Annotated in this window: 20 protein-coding genes and 2 tRNA genes; 10 read left to right on the forward strand and 12 right to left on the reverse strand. The window is 47.2% G+C overall.

Translation table 11 applies throughout. The annotated features are described in order from the left end of the window. Positions 1 to 38: 38 nt before the first annotated feature. Both DV520_RS06100 and DV520_RS06105 read left to right on the forward strand, forming a co-directional pair. Positions 39 to 1,463 carry a recombinase family protein gene (locus DV520_RS06100; protein ID WP_165850049.1) on the forward strand — a complete coding sequence of 475 codons (1,425 nt, stop codon included), beginning with the start codon at positions 39 to 41 and terminating at the stop codon, positions 1,461 to 1,463. Positions 1,464 to 1,499: 36 nt separating this feature from the next. Next, on the forward strand, positions 1,500 to 2,024 hold the full coding sequence (locus DV520_RS06105; RefSeq protein WP_117142139.1) for a manganese catalase family protein: 525 nt from the start codon (positions 1,500 to 1,502) through the stop codon (positions 2,022 to 2,024). Positions 2,025 to 2,086: 62 nt separating this feature from the next. Here the strand turns inward: DV520_RS06105 and DV520_RS06110 are convergent, their stop codons facing one another. The 11 genes from DV520_RS06110 to DV520_RS06155 all read right to left on the reverse strand — a co-directional run bounded on the left by DV520_RS06110 (position 2,087) and on the right by DV520_RS06155 (position 13,637). Then, positions 2,087 to 3,928, reverse strand: coding sequence for an ABC transporter ATP-binding protein (locus DV520_RS06110; protein WP_117142140.1), 1,842 nt, complete (start codon positions 3,926 to 3,928; stop codon positions 2,087 to 2,089). Beyond that, complete coding sequence (locus DV520_RS06115) at positions 3,921 to 5,219, reverse strand: lanthionine synthetase C family protein (RefSeq protein WP_117142141.1); 1,299 nt, start codon at positions 5,217 to 5,219, stop codon at positions 3,921 to 3,923. The genes DV520_RS06110 and DV520_RS06115 overlap by 8 nt, the downstream gene beginning before the upstream one ends. A gap of 521 nt (positions 5,220 to 5,740) precedes the next feature. Beyond that, positions 5,741 to 6,769, reverse strand: coding sequence for a CPBP family intramembrane glutamic endopeptidase (locus DV520_RS06120; RefSeq protein WP_117142142.1), 1,029 nt, complete (start codon positions 6,767 to 6,769; stop codon positions 5,741 to 5,743). Between the two features lie 169 nt (positions 6,770 to 6,938). Then, positions 6,939 to 7,145 (reverse strand): FDLD family class I lanthipeptide, encoded by a 207-nt coding sequence (locus DV520_RS12765; protein WP_187422457.1) that lies wholly within the window; start codon positions 7,143 to 7,145, stop codon positions 6,939 to 6,941. A 75-nt stretch (positions 7,146 to 7,220) separates the two neighbouring features. Beyond that, the gene (locus DV520_RS06125) at positions 7,221 to 10,202 is read right to left on the reverse strand and encodes a lantibiotic dehydratase (RefSeq protein ID WP_165850050.1); all 2,982 of its coding nucleotides are present in this window, start codon (positions 10,200 to 10,202) and stop codon (positions 7,221 to 7,223) included. A gap of 484 nt (positions 10,203 to 10,686) precedes the next feature. Beyond that, the gene (locus tag DV520_RS06130; protein WP_117142144.1) at positions 10,687 to 11,724 is read right to left on the reverse strand and encodes an alcohol dehydrogenase; all 1,038 of its coding nucleotides are present in this window, start codon (positions 11,722 to 11,724) and stop codon (positions 10,687 to 10,689) included. Between the two features lie 15 nt (positions 11,725 to 11,739). After that, positions 11,740 to 12,090, reverse strand: coding sequence for an MmcQ/YjbR family DNA-binding protein (locus DV520_RS06135; protein ID WP_117142145.1), 351 nt, complete (start codon positions 12,088 to 12,090; stop codon positions 11,740 to 11,742). A gap of 5 nt (positions 12,091 to 12,095) precedes the next feature. After that, the gene (locus tag DV520_RS06140) at positions 12,096 to 12,803 is read right to left on the reverse strand and encodes a DNA alkylation repair protein (protein WP_117142146.1); all 708 of its coding nucleotides are present in this window, start codon (positions 12,801 to 12,803) and stop codon (positions 12,096 to 12,098) included. 147 nt (positions 12,804 to 12,950) lie between these two features. Then, the gene (locus DV520_RS06145; protein ID WP_021919683.1) at positions 12,951 to 13,166 is read right to left on the reverse strand and encodes a cold-shock protein; all 216 of its coding nucleotides are present in this window, start codon (positions 13,164 to 13,166) and stop codon (positions 12,951 to 12,953) included. 260 nt (positions 13,167 to 13,426) lie between these two features. Continuing rightward, positions 13,427 to 13,518: transfer RNA gene (locus DV520_RS06150), tRNA-Ser, on the reverse strand. A 32-nt stretch (positions 13,519 to 13,550) separates the two neighbouring features. Beyond that, a tRNA-Ser gene (locus tag DV520_RS06155) sits at positions 13,551 to 13,637 on the reverse strand. Positions 13,638 to 14,064: 427 nt separating this feature from the next. Between DV520_RS06155 and DV520_RS06160 the strand changes: the two genes are divergently transcribed. From DV520_RS06160 to DV520_RS06170, 3 genes are all read left to right on the forward strand, one after another. Further along, positions 14,065 to 14,334 carry a DUF6514 family protein gene (locus tag DV520_RS06160; protein ID WP_021919682.1) on the forward strand — a complete coding sequence of 90 codons (270 nt, stop codon included), beginning with the start codon at positions 14,065 to 14,067 and terminating at the stop codon, positions 14,332 to 14,334. 82 nt (positions 14,335 to 14,416) lie between these two features. Then, positions 14,417 to 15,505: a P-loop domain-containing protein gene (locus tag DV520_RS06165; protein WP_117142147.1), complete on the forward strand. Its 1,089-nt coding sequence runs from the start codon at positions 14,417 to 14,419 to the stop codon at positions 15,503 to 15,505. Positions 15,506 to 15,576: 71 nt separating this feature from the next. Continuing rightward, a complete protein-coding gene (locus DV520_RS06170) occupies positions 15,577 to 16,152 on the forward strand; it encodes a phosphatase PAP2 family protein (protein ID WP_021919680.1) in 576 nt (191 codons plus the stop codon). Positions 16,153 to 16,171: 19 nt separating this feature from the next. On the opposite strand, the gene proC is transcribed toward DV520_RS06170, so the two are convergent. After that, positions 16,172 to 16,972 carry a pyrroline-5-carboxylate reductase gene (proC, locus tag DV520_RS06175; RefSeq protein ID WP_117142148.1) on the reverse strand — a complete coding sequence of 267 codons (801 nt, stop codon included), beginning with the start codon at positions 16,970 to 16,972 and terminating at the stop codon, positions 16,172 to 16,174. 302 nt (positions 16,973 to 17,274) lie between these two features. Here proC and DV520_RS06180 point away from each other — a divergent pair, with 302 nt between their 5' ends. From DV520_RS06180 to DV520_RS06200, 5 genes are all read left to right on the forward strand, one after another. Then, positions 17,275 to 18,465 carry a MalY/PatB family protein gene (locus DV520_RS06180; protein ID WP_165850051.1) on the forward strand — a complete coding sequence of 397 codons (1,191 nt, stop codon included), beginning with the start codon at positions 17,275 to 17,277 and terminating at the stop codon, positions 18,463 to 18,465. A 57-nt stretch (positions 18,466 to 18,522) separates the two neighbouring features. Next, positions 18,523 to 18,894: a RidA family protein gene (locus DV520_RS06185; RefSeq protein WP_021919677.1), complete on the forward strand. Its 372-nt coding sequence runs from the start codon at positions 18,523 to 18,525 to the stop codon at positions 18,892 to 18,894. 73 nt (positions 18,895 to 18,967) lie between these two features. After that, on the forward strand, positions 18,968 to 20,119 hold the full coding sequence (locus DV520_RS06190; protein ID WP_117142150.1) for an exonuclease SbcCD subunit D: 1,152 nt from the start codon (positions 18,968 to 18,970) through the stop codon (positions 20,117 to 20,119). Then, positions 20,101 to 22,857, forward strand: a complete 2,757-nt coding sequence (locus DV520_RS06195; protein ID WP_117142151.1) for an AAA family ATPase — start codon at positions 20,101 to 20,103, stop codon at positions 22,855 to 22,857. The genes DV520_RS06190 and DV520_RS06195 overlap by 19 nt, the downstream gene beginning before the upstream one ends. Before the next feature lie 147 nt (positions 22,858 to 23,004). Then, on the forward strand, positions 23,005 to 24,225 hold the full coding sequence (locus DV520_RS06200; protein ID WP_021919674.1) for an ABC transporter substrate-binding protein: 1,221 nt from the start codon (positions 23,005 to 23,007) through the stop codon (positions 24,223 to 24,225). The last annotated feature ends 73 nt before the right edge of the window (positions 24,226 to 24,298 follow it).

Consider the following 24,298-nt stretch of genomic DNA (forward strand, 5'->3'; position numbering starts at 1 on the left):
GTTTTCACATAGGTTTTGAAGCAGAGAGGGGGAGCAGTATGGAAACATGGCAGGAAGCCGCATGTTATATCCGCGTGTCCACGGAGGATCAGACGGAATATTCTCCAGAGGCGCAGCACCGGGCGCTGGAACACTATGCCAGGCAGCACCAGCTGACGATTTCTCCGGAGCATGTGTACATTGACGCTGGCATCTCTGGCCGCAGGGCGGAAACGCGTCCCGCCTTTATGGCCATGATTGCAGCGGCGAAGAAACGTCCGCCTCCGTTTTCTGTGATCTTGGTTCATAAGTTCGACCGTTTTGCCCGGAACCGGGAGGACAGTATCGTCTATAAATCTATGCTGCGGCGGCAGTGCGGAGTGCAAGTTGTCAGTATCACAGAACACCTGGAAGACGACAAAATGAGCCTGATTTTAGAAGCCATGCTGGAGGCTATGGCGGAATATTACTCGATTAATTTAGGGGATGAGGTGCGAAAGGGGATGCGGGAGAAAGCCCGCCGGGGCGAACTACAGACGGCCCCACCTTTTGGTTATGGGGTGAAGGACAACATACTCCAGCCAGTTCCCCGGGAGGCTTTTGTGGTACAGGAGATTTACCGGCGCTTTTTAGCGGGGGAGGCTATGGTATCCATTGCCCGATGGACCCAGCAGATGGGGATGCTGACCCACCGCGGGAATCCCCTGGACAGCCGAAGCATTCGGTACATTCTTTCCAACCCGGTTTACGTGGGAAAGCTGCGTTGGCATGGGGAGGGAGAACAAGAAGGCGGGTCGATGCTGGTACAGGGAAAGCATACGCCGCTGATTGAGGAGTCGGTCTTTCAGGCTGCCGGGATTCGTTTGGATGCACAGGTGGCACGTTCTTCAAAGCATGCCCGACCTTGGGGGGAGAGGAAACACTGGCTGGCCGGTTTGGCCCGCTGTGGAGCCTGTGGGAGCGGTCTTGTTTTTTCGAAACCTCACTATCTCACATGTGGACGATATACGAAAGGGAAATGTAGTGTTTCACAGCATATTGTGGCGGAGACGTTAGAGGCTGCGGTCTTATCCCGTATGCGTTTGGATGCGGCGGGGAAAACACGGTTTTCTGTGCAACCAGTGGTATCTGACACCCAGCGCCAGCAGGAGGCTCTGAGAATGGAGTTAGCGGCTCTGGAAAAAAAGTTACAGCGGTTACGGGATGCGTTTCTGTGCGGTGCGGAAGGAATCCAGGAGTATAAGCGGGAAAAGGAACGTTTGACAGCGCAGGCAAATCATCTCCGACAAGAATTGCTCTCTTCCAGCCGGGAGGTATGTGCGGCCTCGGAGCAACATGACGAGATACAGAAAATTGTAACCACATTGGAGGACCCTACCTCTGGCACGGAGGAGAAATACCGGGCTGCCCACCATGTATTGGAATCCTGTATCTGGAACAAGGAGGAGGGGGTGGTTCGGCTGGTCTATCGTCTTCGGCTGTAATCCGGAGAAAAGTTTCTTGTACGCAATCGTAGCCTATTGCACTCAGGTGGTCCTGACGGGGAGCTGGGCGCCTCCCTGCGGTATCTCTCCCAGCGCTACGCCATGCCCTATCCACAGATTCAAGGCTTGCTGACGGACATCGGCACAGAGGAGTTGGGGCATCTGGAAATGGTGGCATCCATCGTACACCAGCTGACCCGAAATCTGACGGATGAGCAGATTCAAAGTGATCCGGCCTTTGCCTCCTATTTTGTGGACCACACCACAGGGATCTATCCCACGGCAGCTTCTGGGTTCCCCTGGACGGCGGCCTCCATCGGTGTAAAAGGAGATCCTATCTGCGATTTGACCGAAGATATGGCAGCAGAACAGAAAGCCAGAGTAACCTATGACAACATTCTGCGGTTAGCCAAAGATGATCCCGATGTCACCGATGTGATTCGCTTTCTGCGGGAACGGGAAATTGTGCATTTCCAGCGTTTTGGCAGCGCGGTGCAAATGGTGCGGGAACACTTGGATCAGAAAAACGTGTATTACACCAACCCTGCTTTTGACCAATAAAGAGATGGTGGCCCAGCGGAAGAATCCGCTGGGCCACCATTAACCTTAGGAATTAGTTTGGCTCAAAGAACAGCGCTATTTTTATTTTGTAGCTGGTACATTTCATAATAAATCTTCCCTTGATGAAGAAGTTCTGTGTGAGTACCACTTTCCGCCAAACGCCCATTCTCTATCACTAAAATGTTGTTGACTTGGTTAATCAGATTATTAAATTTATGTGCAATGATAATACCCATCTTATCCTGGAATAACTTTTGGTAGAGCTGAGAAATCTCATAATCAGAAATTGCATCAAGGGCAGAATTGGGTTCATCCAAGAAAATAACATCTGCATCTTTAGAAAATGTTCTTGCAATTGCAAGTTTTTGCCACTCGCCAAAAGAAATCTGTTTTCCTTCATCGAACCAATACCCTAACTGGGTATCCAAATTTTGTTTGCTGTGATCAATGATATGACCGATTCTAAATTCATTGCTTAGGTCTCGCAGTTCTGCATCTTTATCCATTAAATCGAGGTTTCCATACGCGATATTTTCGCGGAAAGTCGCGTCGTACTTAATAAAATCTTGAAACAAAGACGCTATTCTTTTGCTGTAATGCTCTTTTTGAATGGACCTCAATTCGATTCCATTGACATAGATATTGCCCTCATAATTATCGTATAACCCCATAAGTAATTTTGCCAAGGTTGTTTTTCCACTTCCGTTTTTTCCTACAATTGCATAACTATTTCCTTCCTTGAATTCAAAATTCACATTTTTTAACACATAGCCTCCTGTGTCATACTTGAAAGAAAGGTTTTCTAATTTCAGACTGTGAATTTTATCTATGATGATTTTTCCTTCATCTAAAGTTTTTGCATTTTCCAGATCAATAAAACTATAATATTGACCAATATAAAGGTTTGACTTTTTAATCGAAGATATATTTTGTAAAATAGATTGAATATTTGTCTGGTTTGAGATTGCAGCTCTTGTGTAAGCCACCACATCTCCCAATAAAATCCCGCCGACGAAACCACAGTAAATAATATACGCGAAGATCGCTCCTGTAATAATTTGCTCAATGATACTAAGACTTGTCATTTTGACCATTGTTTCTTTTGCAATGGCAGCATCTTGTTGATTAAATTTTTTATATAAATCGTCATATTTTTTGATAAAATAATTTAATAAATTATAAGTCTTTAGCTCTTTGAAATGTGTTCCGTTTGTGACAATAAAACTATAATACCATGCTTTCCGTTCTTGATTGGTTCTTGCCTTGATAATGCAGAATTGCTTTTTATTGATTAGATTTGTAATAAGAAATTTTATAATTGGCATAATTACAATGATAAGAATGATGATATAATTAAAATGAAGAAGAATTACAATATAAGATAGAGATGTGATAGCTTGACCAATCAATGTTGTAAAGGATGTAAACTGTGACATCAGCGTCCCACCGTTTGCACCTTCGGCTAATTTGATTTTGTCATAAGTATTACTATTTTCATAATGCCACAAACTCAATTGACTCGCTTTTTGCATGATACAATCTTTGATGTGTAAATTGAACTTAAGAGAAAATTTTGTAGTGTAATAATTCATGAGGCCACTTATAATGGTTGAGGCCAGATCGATGCAAACATAGAGCACAACCAGCTGGAGAATAAACGTAATGCTCTGAATCCCTTGCTGAATTAAATTGATAATTTGCTGCATAATCAAAAGAGAAATTGCTGGGGCCAAGCTTTGTATGATCGTTACGGCAGAAGAAACGAAGAGATATCGCTTGTCTACCTCAAACATACTTTTTATAATTCTGGGAAAAAGAATGAAAAAACGATATTGATCTCCTGTATTTTTCATTTCTTTACCGCTCCCTTCTACCGCGATATCATGCGTAAACGCATCAATCAATCATAAGCAATTTCCCTGTCTTTGTTGTTCTCTTCAGTGACAGCAGGGTAATCGCGATTCCGACTGAGCCAGTCAAAATCGATAGATCGTTCAAGTGCCCCTCAATTAGAATTGATTTATTACGAATGTCTGTAAGATTCAACTCATTCTCATTATTTTTTCGATACCCTGCAATCATTTTTTGTATATGGCGTTCCAAATTTGTAAGTAGCTTGGGATTTCTGTAAGAAGAATAGGCACACATTTGAATTGCTACCAAACTGGAAAAACCGTGACACAAGGATGGACTATATAAATCATATGTCTTTATGTTCTGGGAGAAAAAACGTATCATTGTTTCAACATGTGCCTGTTCCTTCTCTTTCCACCCCATATAGCCGGCAACTTTTTGCAACCCTCGCATTACGCCTGCGTTCCCATAGCACCATGAGGAGCTAATGTGCAAATTCTCTGGTTTACACGTGCCGTTCCAGTATTCTTCAACGGTCATAGGTCCCGGCCAACAAGGTATTTTTTCCTCATTGACTACTTGAAACACTTCATACAAATGATAGACTTTCTCGATTCCATCTTTTAGCCCTTCTATGTTGAAACCTTTTGCATGGGCTTTTGCCAGCGCAATTAGTGGTCCCAGCATACCATGCGCGAGCCCAAAGTTGATATTTCCACGTTTAAATTTTTCCTGATTAAAATTAGGGTTTTGATTGGGCTGTAAAACATGAAACTTGATTATTGATTTGCCCTCAAACTTTGTGTCTCTTGTAAGGGCCACTAAGTACTCAATACATGCTTTCAAAATGTGCTTCTCTTCTTTGGTATAGTCGCAGTCTAAGAGATAATATACAGCCCCCGATATGCCACTAATCATGTCATGGTTGGAATCGCAAACTGGAGCTTTTTTCAATTGTAATAATTTTTTGTCGATTGCCAAAAACAAGAGTTGATTCATGCTCTTTGCAAATTTCTGCAATAGGTTGCTCTCCTGACAAAAAGCATTCACAGCAAAGCATTGAGAACCTAACCCGCCAAACATGGCTGTTCGGTGTTGGTATCCGTAGTTTTCTATAGATTCCTTTATATTCTGACAAATCAAGTATCCTAAATCTGTCCACCTCTCTTTTTCTTTTACATAAGGCAGGATATCAGCAATGAACAACAGTATGCTGTCATAATAATTGGGGTTTAAGGTTCCATTGTCTCTCTGGGAATCTACATAATGCAAGATTTCCTGAACAATTTCTGAGATATCTGTCTCTATAGATTTATTCCAAAAAATTTGTTTTCCAGTCATGATATGGTTCCAACCTTTCTCTGTTTGGCGCTTTCCAATCGCTGGACGGATGTACTGTCTAACCCATACAATATTTTTAGATATTTGCCACTTGAAAACATACCATAGACTTAACCCTTGGACAAATAGTTTTATCTATGGTGTCTCTCATGCTCAAAGGACATCGTTAGAAATTGCGAGGCATCTTAATATAAACGCAATTTTACAGACTTGCAGATATGTTTCTGAATATAAAAGATATGTTATCTGCAGTGTCCACTACAACTGGTTTGTAACCCTCCACAGGTATTATAGCAGGTATCTCCGCAAGAGCAGGAGTCCCCGCAGGTATAAATACTTGTAAAACGCAAATTTTCATCCTCTTTTTGCGTCTGAATGTTTTTAATATTCAGATCAAAATCATTATAGTTTCCCATTTTATTTCCTCCTTTTCTATTTGTCCAAGAGCTAAATCTATGATATGTAATCTTTAATAACATATTTTTGGCTAAAAACCTTCTAACATTGTACGGCTTTTCAACTTATATTTTGCTTCGAAATACTTTGGAGAATAAAAGCGGTGTGAAGAAAACCATCAGAATTAAGACGTAGACAAAAATGATATGCCAATATTCTACACCCCCATTTGGAGCCTCCATGCTTGCAAAATTCATCAAACTAAACATTACAATAGTGTTATGTAAAAAATGTATTATTACAGGCAGCCATACATTATTGGTCCGCATGTAAGCGTATGCTATAAAAATTCCGAGTGTAGTAGTAGAAATCAACCGTCCCAAAATGACTTGCACCAGCTCGATAGGGGATGTCATGGATACCCAAGGTGCAAAGAAAAAAATGACCATTGGCAGGTGCCAAAGTTCCCATAACACACCAAAGAGGAGCACCCCCTTGACGATGCCAAACTTTTTCTGCAACAGTGGTTGAAAATAGGAACGCCAGCCATATTCTTCCCCAAAGTGGTAATGGAAATTATACAAAAACAGAAATAATATAGCTGGTTGAAACAACTGTGAGAAGCAGGTTCGTAACGCGTCCATCACATTTCCTGTCGCCGTCAAAAGGATCACCAGCAGAAGGGAAACACAGTGCAAGACTACAAACAAAATCAATAGACAAACAGAAAGTTTCCAATTTTTACTTTTCAGTCCGTAAGCACTGCGCGCGTCATTGCTTTCAGATAAATACACGCTAATAAATACCAAAGCAGTAATGATAGATAGAACCATTCCACCAGTCGAAACTTGCTGAAACGGCAAGAAGAAAGTGGTAAAACACCACAAAAGAGTGATCCCTGTCAGCACTAAATAACCAATGAAGAAATTTTTTGGCATACAACGCTTGTCTTTATCACAGAGAAGTTTGGCGACCAGCAGACCGGCTGCGGGGCAAAACATCTGAGCGGATACAAAAAAGTCTACTTTCTTTCCCATATCGGTAAGAATCGCCATGGGAATTATCATGAGATATGGAATGCCATAGGTTACCAAGAGGAATATTAGAGGTTCTCTACATTCTTTTTGGGCGGAATGTGTCTCTGACTTTTTCATAGCAAGCGCTCCCTTTTTTCACAACTGCTAAAACATTATGCTGATGAACCATGGAATTTACAGTAAAATCACATAACATAGAATCAACTCTTGGACAAAAATTTTATCTATGCTTTCGTCTACCTATGAAGTGTGGACTTTTCTACGTAAGGAAGAGAAAAATATCTCTTTATCTGCAGTGTCCACTGCAACTCGCACCTACTCCCCCACAGGTGATACCGCAGGTATCGCTGCCAGAACAGCCTCCATCGCAAGATAACGCTTCAGTACAAGTCTTTATACTAAGTATTATAGTTGTTGTAATAGATGCGGGGCCAATATCATTTTCGCCTTGCACTTTTTTAATGTCAAGATCAAAATCATTATAGTTTCCCATTATGTATCTCCTTTCATATAATGATTGTCCAAGAGCTGAGTCTATGATATGTAACTACTGTAATATTCCATTTAGCTAATGTTCGTTAATGGGATTACGCTTGCCTTTTTCAATAATATTAGATAATCCTTCTCGCATAATGTTGAGATATTTTTGCTCTAAGCTTCTATCTCCTGTTAAGCGATTGCAAAACATGTGAATGACAGAAGAGATGATTTCTTCTTGATGCGCTGTTAATTGTTCTGCACATAATATCTTATTTCGATAATTTTTGATTGCATCATTTCTCTCTGTAAGGAGTGCAACTGTCTGCTCACTTAAATTTGAATCATTACAAGAGAGTAACCATTCTATCTTTTTAATATAAGATTGCTTTTTTTCCCGAAAGAGTTTTTTATTTTCTGCAAGCAACGGCGTCAAATTCACTTGCAGTAGCATTTTCTCCCAATGATCAAAAAAAGCAGTTAATATTGTGCTGATGCCCAATAGATAGGCATTTTCCAACCCTTCTGTTTCCTCGATATTAAATTCATCCAAAAGACCAATCACAAAACGGCTGTCAGCAAAAAACACCTCCTCTGCCGATGCAATGAGTTGACTGCCTCCGTACCGGTTGTTTTCTCTAAAATAAATATCAAATTGAACTTTGTTGATAAGCTTCCATGTTCGGAAATTTATCAACATTTTCTGTATTGCAAGCAAATGCTTTTGTGCTGTCCATTCGTTTTCGTATTTGAATCTCACTCTTAAATGCCGCCCGATTTCATCAGAGTAGCGGAGATAGAAAAATTTCGGGTTGCCAATAGAACCTAAGCAGGAGACAATGTAATTAAGGGTTTCATTCTCCCGATCGTCCAGCTGATAAAGCTTTGCATAGATCCATCCATCCTGTAAAAGCATCAAGGATCTGTTTTCATTCTGCAGCACATTCCACGGTTCGGTCTCTCTTGTAGGATATTTGGAAACGCTGGGACGAAATAAGGAACAACTAATCTCTGTAATATAGGATTTTCCCTTTATGTCTACACAAATGCTTTCGTTGAAAATATTTTTTTCTATTTCAGATAAACGTAGACTGTTGTTTTTCTGAATATGTTTATATAAAATTTCCATAGAATGTGCTTTATCTAAGTTTAAAGCTAATCTCCTGTCTCCTTCTGATAAGTAGACAATATCATCAATCGTGTACTTGCGACGAAGTTTTTGAAAGGATTCTTCAAAAGATTCCTGAGAATGAAGCGCAAAGAAATGTAATGGTAAGTTCCACCTTTTTGGAAAAACTACAACATCTTCCAACGAAATCCTCGGGAGAAAAACGTAATCATTTTGAAATAGTTGAAACGCTCTGGCTATGATACTGGTCTCTTCATCTGAGGAAATTTGCATTAGTAGTTGGGATACTTCCGACAAGGAAGATGGATTGACCATGCAGTTTTGGCGAACCTTGCAACGTTTTCCGAGCCGTTTGGATTTTATATAAAGTTGATTATATTGCATGCCTATCAGCAGGTCATCCAAAGGAAGTTCTTCTGCGTTGGAATTGTCATCATTTGTAGCAAGCGCAATATAATACTGGCTTTCATTTCTGTGATTATTGACATTGCTCATCCGCCCCTTTACACTTCCTTCTCTGATCTCTACTGTAACCAGAGCTTTATCTGAACAAACAAGGGAGCGATTGTTTTCTTTGTATTGATGGAAAAGGTCTGCATCCAATACACAGTTAAATCGATTGAACATATCCCCGGCAGCTCCACTTCCACCGATTGGCGCAAGCCACAAACGATAGTGTTCTTTTTCTTTGGAGACAAAGAAGTTGATGTCAAAAGATTCTGGATACCTATCTTCTCGACTTATTTCCAGGGATGAAAAATTATCTATAGATAAATTAATCTCCTCCTTCTGCGCCTGCAGACAATCCAAAATCTTTTCATCCACAATTTGTTTGATTTTTTGATCTTTTTCATCCTGAGATGGTTGATACTTTTCTAAGTAGGAAAGCCCGTTAAAGTCATTTTGGTCGATGATAGTACAAAACGGTACTTCTACATTGGATCCATATTCTTCCTGAAACTGCCGCTTAAACTTTTCTAACCTTGAGGGCACATCGACTTGTAGATATGTCAATGCTTCAACAAATTGTTCTACAATTTCTTTCACTTGATAAGGCAACTTGTTTTGCTGAAGAACCATACCCTTATTCACGGCCAGAAGGTCTTTCTCATTTTTCTGGTTAAGCAAACCATCCATCAAGGTATAGACAGACTCAATGGTTTTTGCATTCACCTGATCAATCTCCAATTCACCATTCATTTGGTTAATTAGTGTATTAATTTTTTGTAGCGTTTCCTTCTGCCGATTAATTCCTTCTATGGGCGCCAGAATTTTCAAGACATATTCCAATCCATTTTCGCAGTTTGCTGGAGCCCTCAAATTGCTAAGTAAAACTTCATTTTCCATGAGTGCATTGATCGTTGAAATAATTTTTTCCTCTGGAACACCAGGATATTTACTTTGAATGCGAGATTTTAATAAATCGTAGCGAATGAACGTCTGTGCCTGTTGTTTCACATAGGTGATCAAAGGCGTATTTCGCATGTGAGTTCTTTCGGTGACGGTTTCTTCTGGCATAAGAAAACCATGATTTGAGTGATGCGGGTTCTTTAATCGGTCTCCAGAAACATAGCAATTGTTGTTAAATCGTAACTGAAGTTGTGGATATACGGATGGATTATTCTCCATCTCATAAATAAAATGAGAGAGCCAAGAATAATCTGCTCGACATTCGAGAATGGCTTTTCTTTCGTCGATAACCAGAGGTTCTATATTTGGATTCTCACAAAACTCTCCCAACGCAGCCCCAGCAAAAAGGCCGTACGGCGTTGGTCTTGTACATGCTCGAATTAGGAATTTAATGCGTGCTAAATTTCTTGCTTTGCTTTTTTTGGTGCTACTCTGCAAATTTCGCTTTTTAGCATTGTACAATTCACGACTAGACAACAGAATACTTTTATCCATAAAATCACGGAAGGGGGTTTGCTGAAGAAAATTCTCCACATCATTGCCTTCAAACTGTACAAAATCAGAAAACACACTTGCTGGTAAACTCGGAGTCCTAACCATAAAAATGTCATTGCAAGAATATCTCATTTTATAAACCACCGTTCTATATTACACTGAATTTTATTGATATCTTACAATTATATACTATAATATATAATGTATTGTCAAACATTATTTTAAAAATATTGAGAAAATTAATAAATTAAATGGATCAATCTTGCAACCTAAAATCATTCTTATTGCTTTATCCGGCAGACGATGGACAACAGAGCAGGTTTCAACATCGTTAAACAGTAAACCAGTATATTGGAAATAGCGTAGCATTTCCAATATACTGGTCAATGAAATGATGATCTCTTATTTTGATATCTCAAAGAGGTTCGATTCAACTATTATTTACACGGTCACAGAATCTGACGTGACCGTGTAAAAATAACATAAAATAGTTTTTTCATTTCGAATTTTCGGTTGAGGATGGTTAGGTACCTTGAATTGCTACCTTAATAACGCCATCCCGTCGGTACTCAAAGAGGTCATAAGCCGCCTCGATCTCAGTCAAGGGAAATGTATGGGTAATCAGGGGAGTGGTATCCAGCTGCCCTGTCTGAATCAGAGAAAGAACTTCTTTACAATGACAACCATCTACCCCACCTGTTTTGAAAGTCAAATTCTTTCCATACATCTCTGGCAAGGGGAGAATCTGCGGGCGGTCATACATCGCCACAATGGTGACGATGGCATTGGGGCGGGCGCACTGCCAGGCCAGTTGAAACGAGTCCGAGCTACCGGCAATTTCCAGAACAACGTCTGCGCCGCCGTGTGCGCCCTCTTTTCGCACCACAGAGACCACTTCTTCCGGTGTGGTGGTCAAAACCTGAGGATATTGTGTCTGCACAAAGGCTCGACGCATAGGATCTGGCTCACAGACAATGATTTTCCTGGGTTCTTTTAAGAGAGCGCATAAGAGAGTGCAAATGCCAGTGGGGCCCGCCCCCAAGAGGAGCACAGTGTCTTCTGGACCGATCTCCGAAATGCGGGTGGCCCAAAATCCCGTGGCCAAGAGGTCACCTACAAAGAGAGCTTGACGGTCTGTTACCGTATCCGGGATGATGGTGAGACCTTGATCCGCATAAGGAACCCGGACATATTCTGCCTGACCGCCGTCAATTCGACACCCCAGTGCCCAGCCGCCGTTGGGATCGGTGCAGTTGTTGACATATCCGTGTTGGCAGAAGAAACATGTGCCGCAGAAGGTCTCCACGTTGACCGACACCCGGTCACCAGGTTTTACTGTGGAAACTTCCGCGCCGACAGATTCCACAATGCCAACCATTTCGTGACCGACCGTAACGCCAGGGATGGCTCGTGGAACTGTGCCGTGCTTAATATGCAGGTCACTGGTGCAAATGCTGGAGAGGGTTACCCGGACAATCGCGTCTCTGTCATGGCGCAGGACAGGTTTCGGCTTCTGGATAAGGCCGAATTTTCCAGGGGAGAGGTACGTATAAGATAACATGATGGCGCCTCCTGTTCATGGTGTTGTGTTTTTTCTGCGGGGCGCAGTCAAAAGGTAGCTGCGCCAGATTAAGTCCTGGATCATGGAATCCTCTAAAGATCCATCCAAAATAAGGCTGATCCAATGGGTTTTATTCATGTGGTAAGCAGGTACCGCAGCGGGGTAGGTTTGCCGCAAAAAATCTCCTGTTAGGGGCTCGACCTTCACATTCATCCAAGTTTGTCCCTTCCGCTGGTAAACAGCAGCAAACATTTTTTGGTTTTCTTGGTGTCGTATTATGGTCCAGTTTGCATCGTGGAATGGGGTGTCTGGATAAACGGAGGAATCGATGAGACAGGCGTGGATGGCTTCTTCCCGAGTCGTCATCACAATTACTCCTTCTCTTGTTTCCGTTTCAAGGTTCTCAGTATCTCTTTGTGTTCTGGGGGAATTCGAGTGCTCTCCAGAGCTTTTTGTATGGCCTTGTTGTGAGTCCATTGCTCCAAGCAGTGGGACTGCAGATAGGGAAGTGCTGCCTCATACTGTTTGGCCAGAGCGGTTGCAAAGTACCAGGCAATCATCATGTTGACATAGTATTCCTGCCTGTGTAGGGATGCAACCCAGGTTAAATATTCAGGTTGAAATGCCCGGTCAAGATAGAAGGACAATAACATACCGATTCCAAAACGGACGGTATATTCATGATCGGATGCAAGCCATTCCTTCACTTTGGGAAGCAGCTCCGGCAAGTGTTTTTGAAAGATCTTTGGACGCGTGAGATCGCAGGTGGCCCAATTATCGACGAAGGGCAGGAAACGGTCCAGTTGAGCGATGACCCAAGAAATGTCTTTTCCGTTGGAAATCAAGAGACCATGGAGGGTATTCTCATCATAGTACGTATGAGGCAGACTGGCCAGGAAATCCTCGGCCTCTGGTGTACCGGACAACTCTTTGGCCAGACTGCGAAGCTGAGGTGTTCGAACCCCGATGAGCCGCTCTGGGTCCACGGTTGGAAGAAGTTTCTTATGAAAATCTCGATAAGTTGGGTCCTGCCGTTGAAGCAGACGGCCCAAGATGATAGATTCCTTTGGATGTGACATTGTGCGCCTCCGATAGAAATGACATGATTTCTTTGGGTTCTGTTCAATTTTAGCGGAAGAAATCGGAAAAAGCAATACAGAGGTTTCTCGGCAGAAAACAAAGAAACACCGTCCTGGTATACCAGGACGGTGAAAGGCATCTGGTGGTTAGGCAATGCATGTGACTCGGACGGCGCGGAGCCGATTGACGTTTCTGGGATCTGCCTCTGTGTCATACGTTACCTGCTGACCTGGCTGGAGAGAGCGGAATCCTGTGCCCTGTATGGCGGAAAAATGGACAAACACATCTCCGCTTCCGTCTTCGTTGGAAATAAATCCAAATCCTTTTTCCTCGTTAAACCACTTTACTGTACCATGATTCATGTTGAGAACCTCCTAAAAAGTTTTGATCCGAAATTCAGAAAAGAAAAACCACCGGCAGCAAGTCAAAATGGAAGTTGACTTACAACCGGTGGTAATCAATCATACATTTAGAAATCTTTTATATTATACAACAGAGTAAAGGAGAAGGCAAGAGAATATTTTGAAAAAGAGAAAAATTTTCAGGAAAGGAGCAACGGTGACTTTTCTGAGTCCACAAAAAGAAAAAAGCCTTGATCCATTGAAGATCAAGGCTTTTCTTTTGGCGGAGAAGGAGGGATTTGAACCCTCGCGACGCTCAACACGCCCTACTCCCTTAGCAGGGGAGCCCCTTCGGCCACTTGGGTACTTCTCCAGATCCGAATTAATTGGTCCATCATAAGAAAATGGCGGAGAGAGTGGGATTCGAACCCACGGCCCTTTCGGGTCACTGGTTTTCAAGACCAGCTCCTTAAACCGCTCGGACATCTCTCCGTTTGAAACAGGGCGCCGGTTAGATGCGTTAATTATATTATCACACGAAATTGGGATTGTCAATCCTAAAAAAGGAAAAGTTTGAGAGAAATTTTTTGTTTCGAAAAGAGCCGCTATTCAAATTTTTGGAGGATTTTAGAAAAAAACAACATTTATGGAATTGAATAACAGAGAATAACAGAAAATGAGATGGAAAATGATGGAACTCCAGTCGGAAAACGGATATCGATGGAATAGAACGTCGGTTACTTTTCGACATTTCTGCGTGTGCAGACGCCGTGAAATGGTCATTTTCCGGGAGAAATCAGTCCATTTGGTAGAATGCTGTCGAAATAAGGCGAACGAAAGTTCTTTGCAAGAGAAGTTTTTGACATTACAATATAACTACAAAAGGTTACAAAATGAAATAAATTTAGGAGGAAGAGTGATGAGAGAGCTTTTCATTGGCCAGGTCGATCTCAGTAACCAGATCGGCCGGCCAGCGACCTGTGCGTATTGGATTTTGATTCGGACCATCCCTCCCCCTGTTTGCTGTGAGAGCTACGGAATCCGTATTCTGATGATCCAAACAGGAGAGCGGGAGGAAGTGCTGGACATTACAGTCCGGCCGGATCGAATTGAGTCCTTGGCTCAAATTCTGGTCGGCGGGGGCGTGACCCCTTGCACATTGAGGGAGGTGGTGGAAGACTGGCTATAAAAAAGCGGTGAAGAAGAGTGACAGAAGAGACGGTAAAGACGTAAACTGGATTAGACCAATTTTCATGCTGGGAGGACAGGATATGTCAGACTTTGCACGTGGAATCCAGTTTTTTTTGGGCGCAAATTCCGCAAGTGGATTTTCATCTTTATATGACCAATGGGTGGATCAAGCGAAGATGCAGGCCTTTTACACCATCAAAGGGGGCGCCGGCTGTGGAAAATCCACATTGATGCGCCGGGTGGCCGATGATATGGAGAAAGCAGGCTATTCGGTGGAGTACATCTGTTGCTCTGGAGACCCAGATTCTTTGGACGGTGTTTATTTCCCGGAGAAGGGGGCCGCATTGATGGACGGAACATCCCCTCATGTGATGGACCCGGCTTATACAGGAGCAACAGGACACTATGTCGATTTGGGGGCAGGCTATGACCGGACCGCTCTGTTTGCCATGCGGGAGGAAATCGTTGCGGCAACACAGGCATATCGAGCCTGCTATCCAGAGGCATACCGCTGTATCCGTGGAGCGGTGGAAAGCCGACGCCGCGGAAGCACCCCCCTTCATACAGAGGAGACGCTGGCAAAAGCAGAGAAACGGGCGTCTGGAATCCTGGCAAGAGAGCTGAAAACCACCCGGACACAGCCAGGAAAACGCATTCCCCGTTTTTTGGGCGGCCCCACTTGTCTGGGACGTGTGCTGCTGGAGGATACGGTTTCTGCTCTGTGTGAGCGAGGGTATGAAATTCGGGATGATTGCGCTCTGTCCGGCTTTCTTTTACACGCTTTGGAACGGAAATTTCTGGCGGGTGGGTATGATGTGATCGCCTGTCTCTGTCCAGAACAGCCCGACCGCTTAGAACATTTGTTGATTCCAGAGAAGTCTCTGGCTTTTGTGACCGGCCCAATGAAAAAGAAACAAGGCTTCCGGACCATTCGGACGGAAAGCCTTGTAGAGCAATCTGCTTGGCAAGAGGGCAGAAGCTTCCTGCGCCTATCCAACCGGGTGGCGGAGGAACTCATGGCAGAAGGGATGAGCCATTTGGCCCGGGCCAAGGCCTGTCACGATGTGCTGGAGGAGCTCTATCATCCCCATGTTGATTTTTCGTATGGGGAAGAGCAGACGGAAAAGATTCTGGAAGAGGTCCGGTCTCTGCCGGATCAGAAGCGCTGAGTTTCCCTTGCTTCCGCGTCTCTCTTGTGCTACAATGATGCAATCATTTAGACTGGAAGGAGGGCGGTGGCATGAATCCGCTGTCTATGGCGGAGCTTGGAATTTTGGACTGGATCGCGGCCCACTGTCACAATAGTTTTTGGGATGCGGTGATGCCCTTTATTACCGGTTTAGGGGATCAAGGAATCCTCTGGATTCTGTTGGGCGTTCTCATTCTTTTCTTCCAAAAAGGAGAGCGGGCAACCGGGGCGCAAGTTCTGGTGTCCCTGCTGTTTAGTCTCATTCTCTGCAACCTCATGTTGAAAAATGCAGTGGACCGGATTCGGCCCTGTGACCTCAACACCGCGGTGGAGCTTTTGGTGGCCCGGCCAGGGGACCCGTCTTTCCCCTCGGGACATACATCCGCCTCCTTTGCAGCGGCCACAGTTCTTCTGATGAACCGCTGGAAAGGAAGATGGATCACTCTGGTTGTGGCTGCCCTCATCGCGTTTTCCCGGCTGTATCTTTACGTTCATTTTCCCACTGACGTATTGGGCGGCCTGATTTTGGGGGTGTTCTGCGGATGGCTGGCAGTCATCCTCTGGCGAAGATGGGTCTCCCCCCGTTGGCCGGAATCCCCCACAAAACCAAAAGAAACCGCACCGTAATACACGGTGCGGTTTCTTCTTATTTTCCCAAAGCTGCGTTTTTCTCGCAGGCCGCAATGACCGCGTCCATCACTGCGGCGCGAACAGCGCGCTGTTCTAGTGTGCGGACCCCTTGGATGGTACTGCCGCCAGGACTGCAAACGTCGTTTTTTAATTGATCGGGATGTTTTCCAGTTTCCAATACCATTTGGGCGGCGCCTAAAAGTGTTTGGGCGGCGAAGCGAACCGCATCAGGCCGGGGAAGGCCACAAGCCACACCGCCGTCGGCCATGGCATCCAGAATGAGATAGGCGTAGGCAGGGCCGCAGCCAGAAACTGCCGCGCCAACGTCCATGAGAGATTCCTCCAGGTGGAAGAGCTTTCCGGCCTGGGACATCATGTTCAAAAAACCATCCATCATATCCGCAGTGACATTGGCACTGGTCTCGTAAAGAACGACCCCTTCTCTCACTGCCACAGGTGTGTTTGGCATGATGCGGATGACGGGATACTTCTGTCCAGCCATCTGCTGGATCTGGGCGATGGTAAGCCCTGCCGCCATGGAGACCAGGATGGGGGAGGTTTCCCGAGAAGCCAGCGTGGGGCGGATTCCCTCCAGCATACCGCCCATTAGGTGGGGCTTGACCCCCAGAAAAAGATATTGACTCTCCCGAGCCGCGTCTTCATTGGTGCCTGAGGAAAACCCCAATTCAGCGGCCAATTCCTGCGCCCGCTGGGGACTGTGGTCAGCTAAAATACCATCTTTCAAGGTCAGGCTGACCGCACGGGCAATTGCACCGCCCATATTTCCGCTGCCGATCAGTCCAAATGTATACCGCATGGGAATCACTCCTATTCTATTTTTGCTTTTAGGTGTTCTTTTGAAAAGGAAAATTCGTTTTCCGCAAAGAAAGAAAAAAGGAAAACTTTTCTTTTATTGTAGCACAGGGCATGCGGGCAAACAAGAGAAAGGAGGAGGGAAGCGCGGGAAATTTTCTCGTCAGAATGAAAAAAGGTGGTAAGAAAAGGAAGGGAGGTTTTGTCTTCCTCTCCAAGGTTTTCTATGGAAGCGCAATGGCGCTTGCGCCCGGAAGAAAGGTGGGGTAAAATTTAATCAAAACAAACAGGGGAGGGAACTTAGTTGTGCAAACAGATCTACGGGAAATCGCGCTCCTGGACCGCAGGGGCACCAATAGCGCCAAGTGGGATTCCCTTCTGGCGACCTTTGGGCAGGAGGACTTGCTGCCCCTCTGGGTGGCTGACATGGATTTCAAGGCGCCAAAGTGTGTGCGGGATGCGCTGCACCAGGCCGTAGAGCAGGGCGCATTTGGATATTATCGTGTCCCAGACGCCTATTATGAAAGCATCCTGGGTTGGGAGAAAACCCAACACGGTACATGCTTGCAGCGGGAGTGGATTCGGACAACATCGGGCGTTGTTTCCGGCCTTTTTCAGCTGATTCAGGCCATCACAGCGCCGGGTGACGGTATTTTGGTCCAGATCCCGGTATACTATCCCTTCTATCGAGTGATTCGGAATACAGGACGGAGGGCGGTGTACCATCCGTTGACAGAGCGGAATGGGATTTACACGGTAGACTTGGAACAATTTGAGCAGACCATTGTGGCACAGAGACCAAAGCTCTTTTTGCTCTGTTCTCCTCACAACCCTGTTGGACGGGTTTGGAGGGAAGAGGAGCTCAGAGGCATGCTGGCGTGCTGCCAGCGTCATCAGGTCCAGGTGGTGTCAGATGAAATCCACCATGACATTCTCATGCCGGGCCATCGCCATTGTTCCGCCACCCGTTTGTGGCAGGGGGAAGGAAAACCCATTACCTTTTTCTCCGCCAGCAAAACCTTTAATTTGGCCGGTATGAAAAATTCTATCTTAGTCCTCCCAGAGGAAGCACAGCGGGAACAGTTTGATGCCTTCCAACGTAAACTGGGGATCAGTGAGGGAAGCACACTGGATTATGTAGCGGTGACAGCGGCATTTTTGGGGGGAAAGGAATGGCTGGAGATGGTTCTCCACGCGATATTTCAAAATGCCTGCATGCTGCGGGAGACGCTGTCACAATTCCCAGAGGTGGTTGTGTCTCCTCTGGAGGGAACTTATCTGATGTGGATTGATTTGGCAGGTGTCGTTTCTCGGGAGACGCTCCACGACTTCGTTCAGAACGCCTGTCATCTGGCTCCGGACTACGGGCACTGGTTCTTCCCGGAAGGAGAGAAATCAGATACCCATATCCGGCTGAATTTGGCAGCCCCACAGCAGACCATCCAGCGTGCGGCTGAACAATTGGAAACCGTGCTCAAACGGGTTCTGCGCGCCTGAAGGCAGATAGAATCCGAAAAAATATGATGGAACTCCCAAAGAAAGGAAGCGTATTGTATGGAAATCCTGCACACCGACAAAGCACCAGCGGCAATCGGGCCGTATTCCCAGGCCATTGAGACAGGCGGTCTGATCTTTGCCTCCGGCCAGCTGGGTTTGATCCCGGATACGGGTGCCTTGGCACACAGCATGGCTGCCCAAACCGTTCAGGCCCTGGAGAATGTGATCTCTGTGCTGAAGGCGGCTGGTCTGACCCTGAATCATGTGGTAAAGACCACCTGTTATCTGAAGAGCATGGAGGATTTCTCCCTGTTCAACGAAATTTACGCACAGTATTTTAAGGACCATAAGCCGGCTCGCTCCTGCTTTGCCGTGGCGCAGCTTCCCAAGGACGCCTTGGTGGAAATTGAGGTCATTGCAGCGCGGTAACCGCACGCTCAAAACGGTATGGCACAAAGTGCCATACCGTTTTTTTCATAAAGGGAGAAAGGAGATGGTATGTGTGAAGCTGCTCCATCTATCTGACCTGCACATCGGAAAGCGGGTCAATGAATGCTCTATGCTGGAGGATCAGCGATATATTTTAGAGCAGATTGCACAGCTCGCCATAGAGAGAAAAGTGGACGGGGTATTGCTGGCGGGGGATCTCTATGACAAACCGGTTCCACCGGCAGAGGCTGTGATACTGTTAGATACTTTTTTTACGGCGCTCTCTCAGGCAGGAATCCCCGTCTTTGCCATCAGCGGGAATCACGACTCTCCAGAGCGGTTGAGTTTTGGCGCGCGTCTTTTGACCGGAACCGGCATCTATTTGTCTGCGGTCTATCAGGGGCCTCAGGAACCTGTTCTTTTGCGGGATGCCTATGGAGAAGTGGCCATTTATCTGCTGCCCTATTTGAAGCCGGCTCTCGTGCGCCATTCTGCGCCGGAAGCGGAGATTGCCACCTACCAGGATGCCGTTTCCTACGCGCTCCAGCAATGGACAGTGCCCCCATCGCGGCGCAATGTTCTGGTGGCGCATCAGTTTGTCACCGGGGGGACCACCAGCGAATCAGAGGAACATTCGGTCGGCGGGTTGGACCAGGTGAGTGGAGAACTGTTTGATCCATTCGACTATGTTGCCTTGGGACATCTCCACAGAGCCCAGAGCGTAGGACGGCCAACCCTTCGCTACTGTGGTACGCCGCTGAAGTACTCCTTTTCAGAGAGCGGACAGGAGAAATCGGTGACCTTGGTAACACTGGAGGAAAAAGGACGTGTAAAAATTGAGGCGATCCCCCTGTGTCCCATGCGGGATCTGCGGGAGGTGCGGGGGACCTATGAAACGGTTACATCCCGGAAATTTTATCAGGGCATGCAGGTAGAGGATTATCTCCATGTCATCCTGACCGATGAGGAAGATGTACCAGAGGCCATGGGAAAACTGCGGACTATTTATCCCAACCTGCTCAAGCTCAGCTATGACAATCTCCGCACCCAGTCAACGGGAGAAATTTTGGGGGCAGAGCGGCCTGAGGAGAAGACCCCCCTGGCCCTTTTCCAGGACCTTTATCAGCTGCAGAACAATCAGCCGATGCACCAAGTTCAGGAGGAATTTCTAAAAGCAGAGATGGAAAAAATCTGGGAGGAATCGTTATGCGGCCCCTTGTCTTGACCTTGTCTGCCTTTGGTCCCTATGCAGAGGAAGTCACAGTGGACTTTTCCCAGTTGGGAACCCGAGGCATCTACTTAATTACAGGAGAAACTGGCGCGGGAAAGACTACATTGTTTGATGGCATTACCTTTGCGCTGTATGGAGAAGCCAGCGGGACACATCGAGAACCGGTTATGCTCCGAAGCAGCTACGCGAAGGGTACAGTACCAACTTTTGTGGAACTGACCTTTCAATGCGGAGAAAAGCAGTACACCGTTCGCCGCAATCCAGAATATCTCCGGCCCGCGAAACGGGGAGATAAACTGGTGGTGGAAAAGGCAGATGCTCAGCTCTTGTTCCCCGATGGACACCCTCCTGTGACAGGGACGCGGGAGGTTACAAAGGCGGTGAAGGCGCTGATTGGGCTGGACCGGGCGCAGTTTAATCGGGTGGCGATGATTGCCCAAGGGGAGTTTCTCCAGCTCTTGCTGGCGAAAACCGAGGAACGAAGCAAGATTTTTCGGGAAATTTTCCACACGGAGCCCTATCAAAAGCTCCAGGAAGCGCTGCGGACAGAAGCAGCCCAGTGGAAAAGCACCTATGAGAGCTTGAGTCAAAAAATACAACAGCATGTTGAGCAGGTGCAGCCGGGACCGGAATGGGAGGAAGCCTGGAGGGAAGCTGTTTGTTTGGAAGACGGTGAGATGCTTTCCCTTTTGGAGAAAATTTTGCAGAAAGAAACCGCGGATCTGGAGGCACTTCGAAAACAAGAGCAGACACTGCAGGCTGAAGGGGAAACCCTATCCCGTCGTATTGGAAAAGAGGAGGCCGCCGCCCGGGTTCGGCAGGAGCTTTCGGCAGCCCAGGCGCAGTTAAAATCCTGGATGCCCACCTGGGAGAAACTGCAAAGGGAATGGGATACGGCCCCCGGGCAGGAGGCCGCCCTCCAGCGGCTGACGGAGGAGATCGCGGTTCGAACAGAGCAACTTTCCGCCTATGTATTATTGGAAGACCTGGAAAAAGAGAGGAATACCGTATTCGATCAGATGCAAAAAGGGGCAGCGGGGAAGGCAAAGGCTGTGCAGGACGCCGGCAATCGACAGACTGAGCAGGCTGCACTCCGGCAGGAACTGTCTCAACTGGAGGGTTTGGAACAGCGGGAAGCACTTTTGAAGGCGCGAAGACAGAAGCTGGCTTCCCGGGAAAAAGAGCTGGGTACGCTGCGTGAGCTGCTTCAAGAAGAGAGAAGGTGCTCCCATTCCCATCAAGCGGCACTGGAGCAATACCGCGCTGCAGCGGAGAATTCCACCCACCTTCGGTGGGCATATACCCAGCTGGAACGGGAGTTTCTGGATGGACAAGCTGGTTATTTGGCCGGTTTCCTGCAGGAGGGAGAACGATGCCCTGTTTGTGGCTCCCTCCATCATCCTTTTCCCGCACAGCGCTCTGAGTCGGTGCCAACACGTGAGCACCTTCAAGAGAAGCGGACGGCAATGGAAGAAGCGGAAACCGCAACCCAGACGGCCAGTTTATCGGCTGGGAAGGCCCAAGCCCGTTGGGCTTCCGCCCGGCAGGAGGCAGAGCGCCAGGGGAAGGCCCTGTTTGGTGAAGTGTCGTTTCCAACGATTTCCCAGCAAATGAACGCTGCGGCAGCAGAATGCCAGGACGAAGCGGCGCAGCTGGATCAGCTGGAGATGCAGCTGCGCCAGCATAGGAGGCGCCGTGAGGAAATTCAAATTCGCATGCCAAGGCTGGAGGAAGAGATTGCCAGGGCCCAGGCGAGTATTCTCTCCATTGAGAAGGCACAGTCGGGGCTGGAGAGCAAGCTGGCAGCGCTGAATCATCAGATTCAGAGGCAGAAAGCGTCTTTGGAATTTTCCGCCCGGCAGGAAGCGGAAGCGGCGCTCACATCCTGTCAACAGAGAAAAGAGGCGGGGGAACGCGCCCTGCACAGGCTCCAGGCTGACTACGAGGCATGCCGCCAAACAAGAGAAGCGGCGGATACTCGGATCAAAGCATTGCAAGAACAGCTTGAAGAGGCCCAGTACGATGTTCTCCCTGATCTCTTAGCGCAGGCCGGGGAACACCAGAAAACCCTGCAGGAAATGCAGAGGCGACGGGAAGCTCTGTTGACGCAGCAGGAGAGAAATCAGCATGCCTGGAAAGCGTTGCGAGAGGCTGTACGGCAGCGTGGGGAAGTCCAGGAGAAATGGACCTGGATCCGCGCCCTTTCCAACACCGCCAATGGCACAGTGCCGGGAAAAGACAAAATCATGCTGGAGACCTATGTTCAAATGACTTGGTTTGACCGGATTTTGGCGCGGGCCAACCTTCGGCTCATGGCTATGACCAGTGGGCGATATGAGCTTCTGCGCCGACAAGGGGCGGAAAATCAGCGCAGCCGCAGCGGATTGGAGCTCAATGTTCTGGATCACTATGAGGGAGGGCAGCGGAGTGTAAAGACGCTGTCAGGAGGAGAGTCCTTCCAGGCTTCTCTGGCATTGGCGCTGGGGTTGGCGGATGAAATGCAGGCCGCGGCCGGTGGATTGCGGCTGGATGTGCTGTTTGTAGACGAAGGCTTTGGCTCCCTGGACGAGGAAGCGTTGGAGCTGGCCATTCGGACTTTGTCCGGTTTGGCAGAGAGGAACAAACTGGTGGGGATTATTTCCCATGTTTCCGGTCTGAAGGCGCGGATTGACCGCCAAATTGTGATTCAAAAGACCCGCGGTGGCAGCAGCACCGTCCGCGTGGAAAGTTAAAGACGCAGAACAAACGCTGCGGAATGCTTAGAAACGAAAAAAAAGTTGCAAAATGATACGATTTATAGTAAACTATAAAAACAATGTCAGAAATGTACATACGTCCACTGTGGGCGGACATGCTGACAAATTTAAGGAGGTAAAAAAATGAAGAAGATTCTTGCACTTCTGCTGGCCGGCTGCATGGCGCTGGCACTGTGTGCCTGCGGCACGCCGGCAGAGCCTGCCGACGAAACCGGCAGCGGCGGCGACGCCAATGCGTCTGCCAACGGTGATACCGTGGTGATCGGCGTCTTCGAGCCCCTCTCCGGCGACAACGGTGCCGGCGGTAAGCAGGAGGTTCTGGGTATGCAGTATGCAAATGCAGAAACCCCCACAGTAGACATTGGCGGGAAGACTTACAATGTCAAGCTGGAAGTGGTGGATAACGAGTCCTCCAACGACAAGGCCGTGTCCGCAGCCAGCAATCTGATCTCCAAGAACGTGTCCATCATTTTGGGCTCTTACGGTTCCGGCGTTTCCATCGCGGCTTCCGACACCTTCGCACAGGCAAAGATTCCCGCTGTGGGTGTGACCTGCACCAACCCCCAGATCACGGAGGGCAATGACCACTACTTCCGGATCTGCTTCCTGGACCCCTTCCAGGGTACTGTCCTGGCCAACTTTGCCAAGGACGAGCTGAAGGCGGAGAAGGTGTACTGCCTGGGCCAGCTGGGTAACGACTACGACCAGGGCCTGATGAACTACTTCAAGCAGGCAGCAGAGAAGCTGGGTATGGAGTGTGTTGTGGAGTCTTTCCCCAAAAACAACTCCGACTTCACCTCCTATCTGACCACCGCGAAGAATGAGGGTGCGGACGTGATCTTCGCTCCCACCTCCATCAGCTATGCACAGCTGATTGTGGAGCAGGCTGCCGCGCAGGGAATTGACATGCCGCTGCTGGCCTCCGACACTTGGGACTCCAACGTGATCCTGGGCGCTGCAAAGGGCAAGGACGTGAAGGTCTATGTGACCACGTTCTACGCCGAGGGCGGCAATGCGGAGTTTGAGAAGGGATTCAAAGAGTGGATCAAGTCTGACAGCACCAACCTGTCCAACAACGGCGGCAACGACATTATCTCCGCTGTCTCCGTGATGGGGTATGACGCCTACTACACCGCGTTGGAGGCACTGAAGGCCGCAGGTACTACCAATCCTCAGGATGTTATGGCGGCACTGCCCGGCGTGAAGTACACTGGTATCACCGGCGAGATCTCCTTCAACGAGGAAGGCGACGCCAACCGTGACAGCGCATTCGTCAAGACGGCCAATACGGAAAGCGGTCTGTGGGACTTCGTAACCGTTCAGGGCATTGACGGCGCGCAGTGATTCCCGTGCTGTACCATTTCCGATACAGCCCCAATCAATGACGTGATCCAATTGTGGCGGGGGCACACGGCGT

Origin of the sequence: Evtepia gabavorous (assembly GCF_003425665.1) — a bacterium.
Lineage (GTDB): Bacteria > Bacillota > Clostridia > Oscillospirales > Oscillospiraceae > Evtepia > Evtepia gabavorous.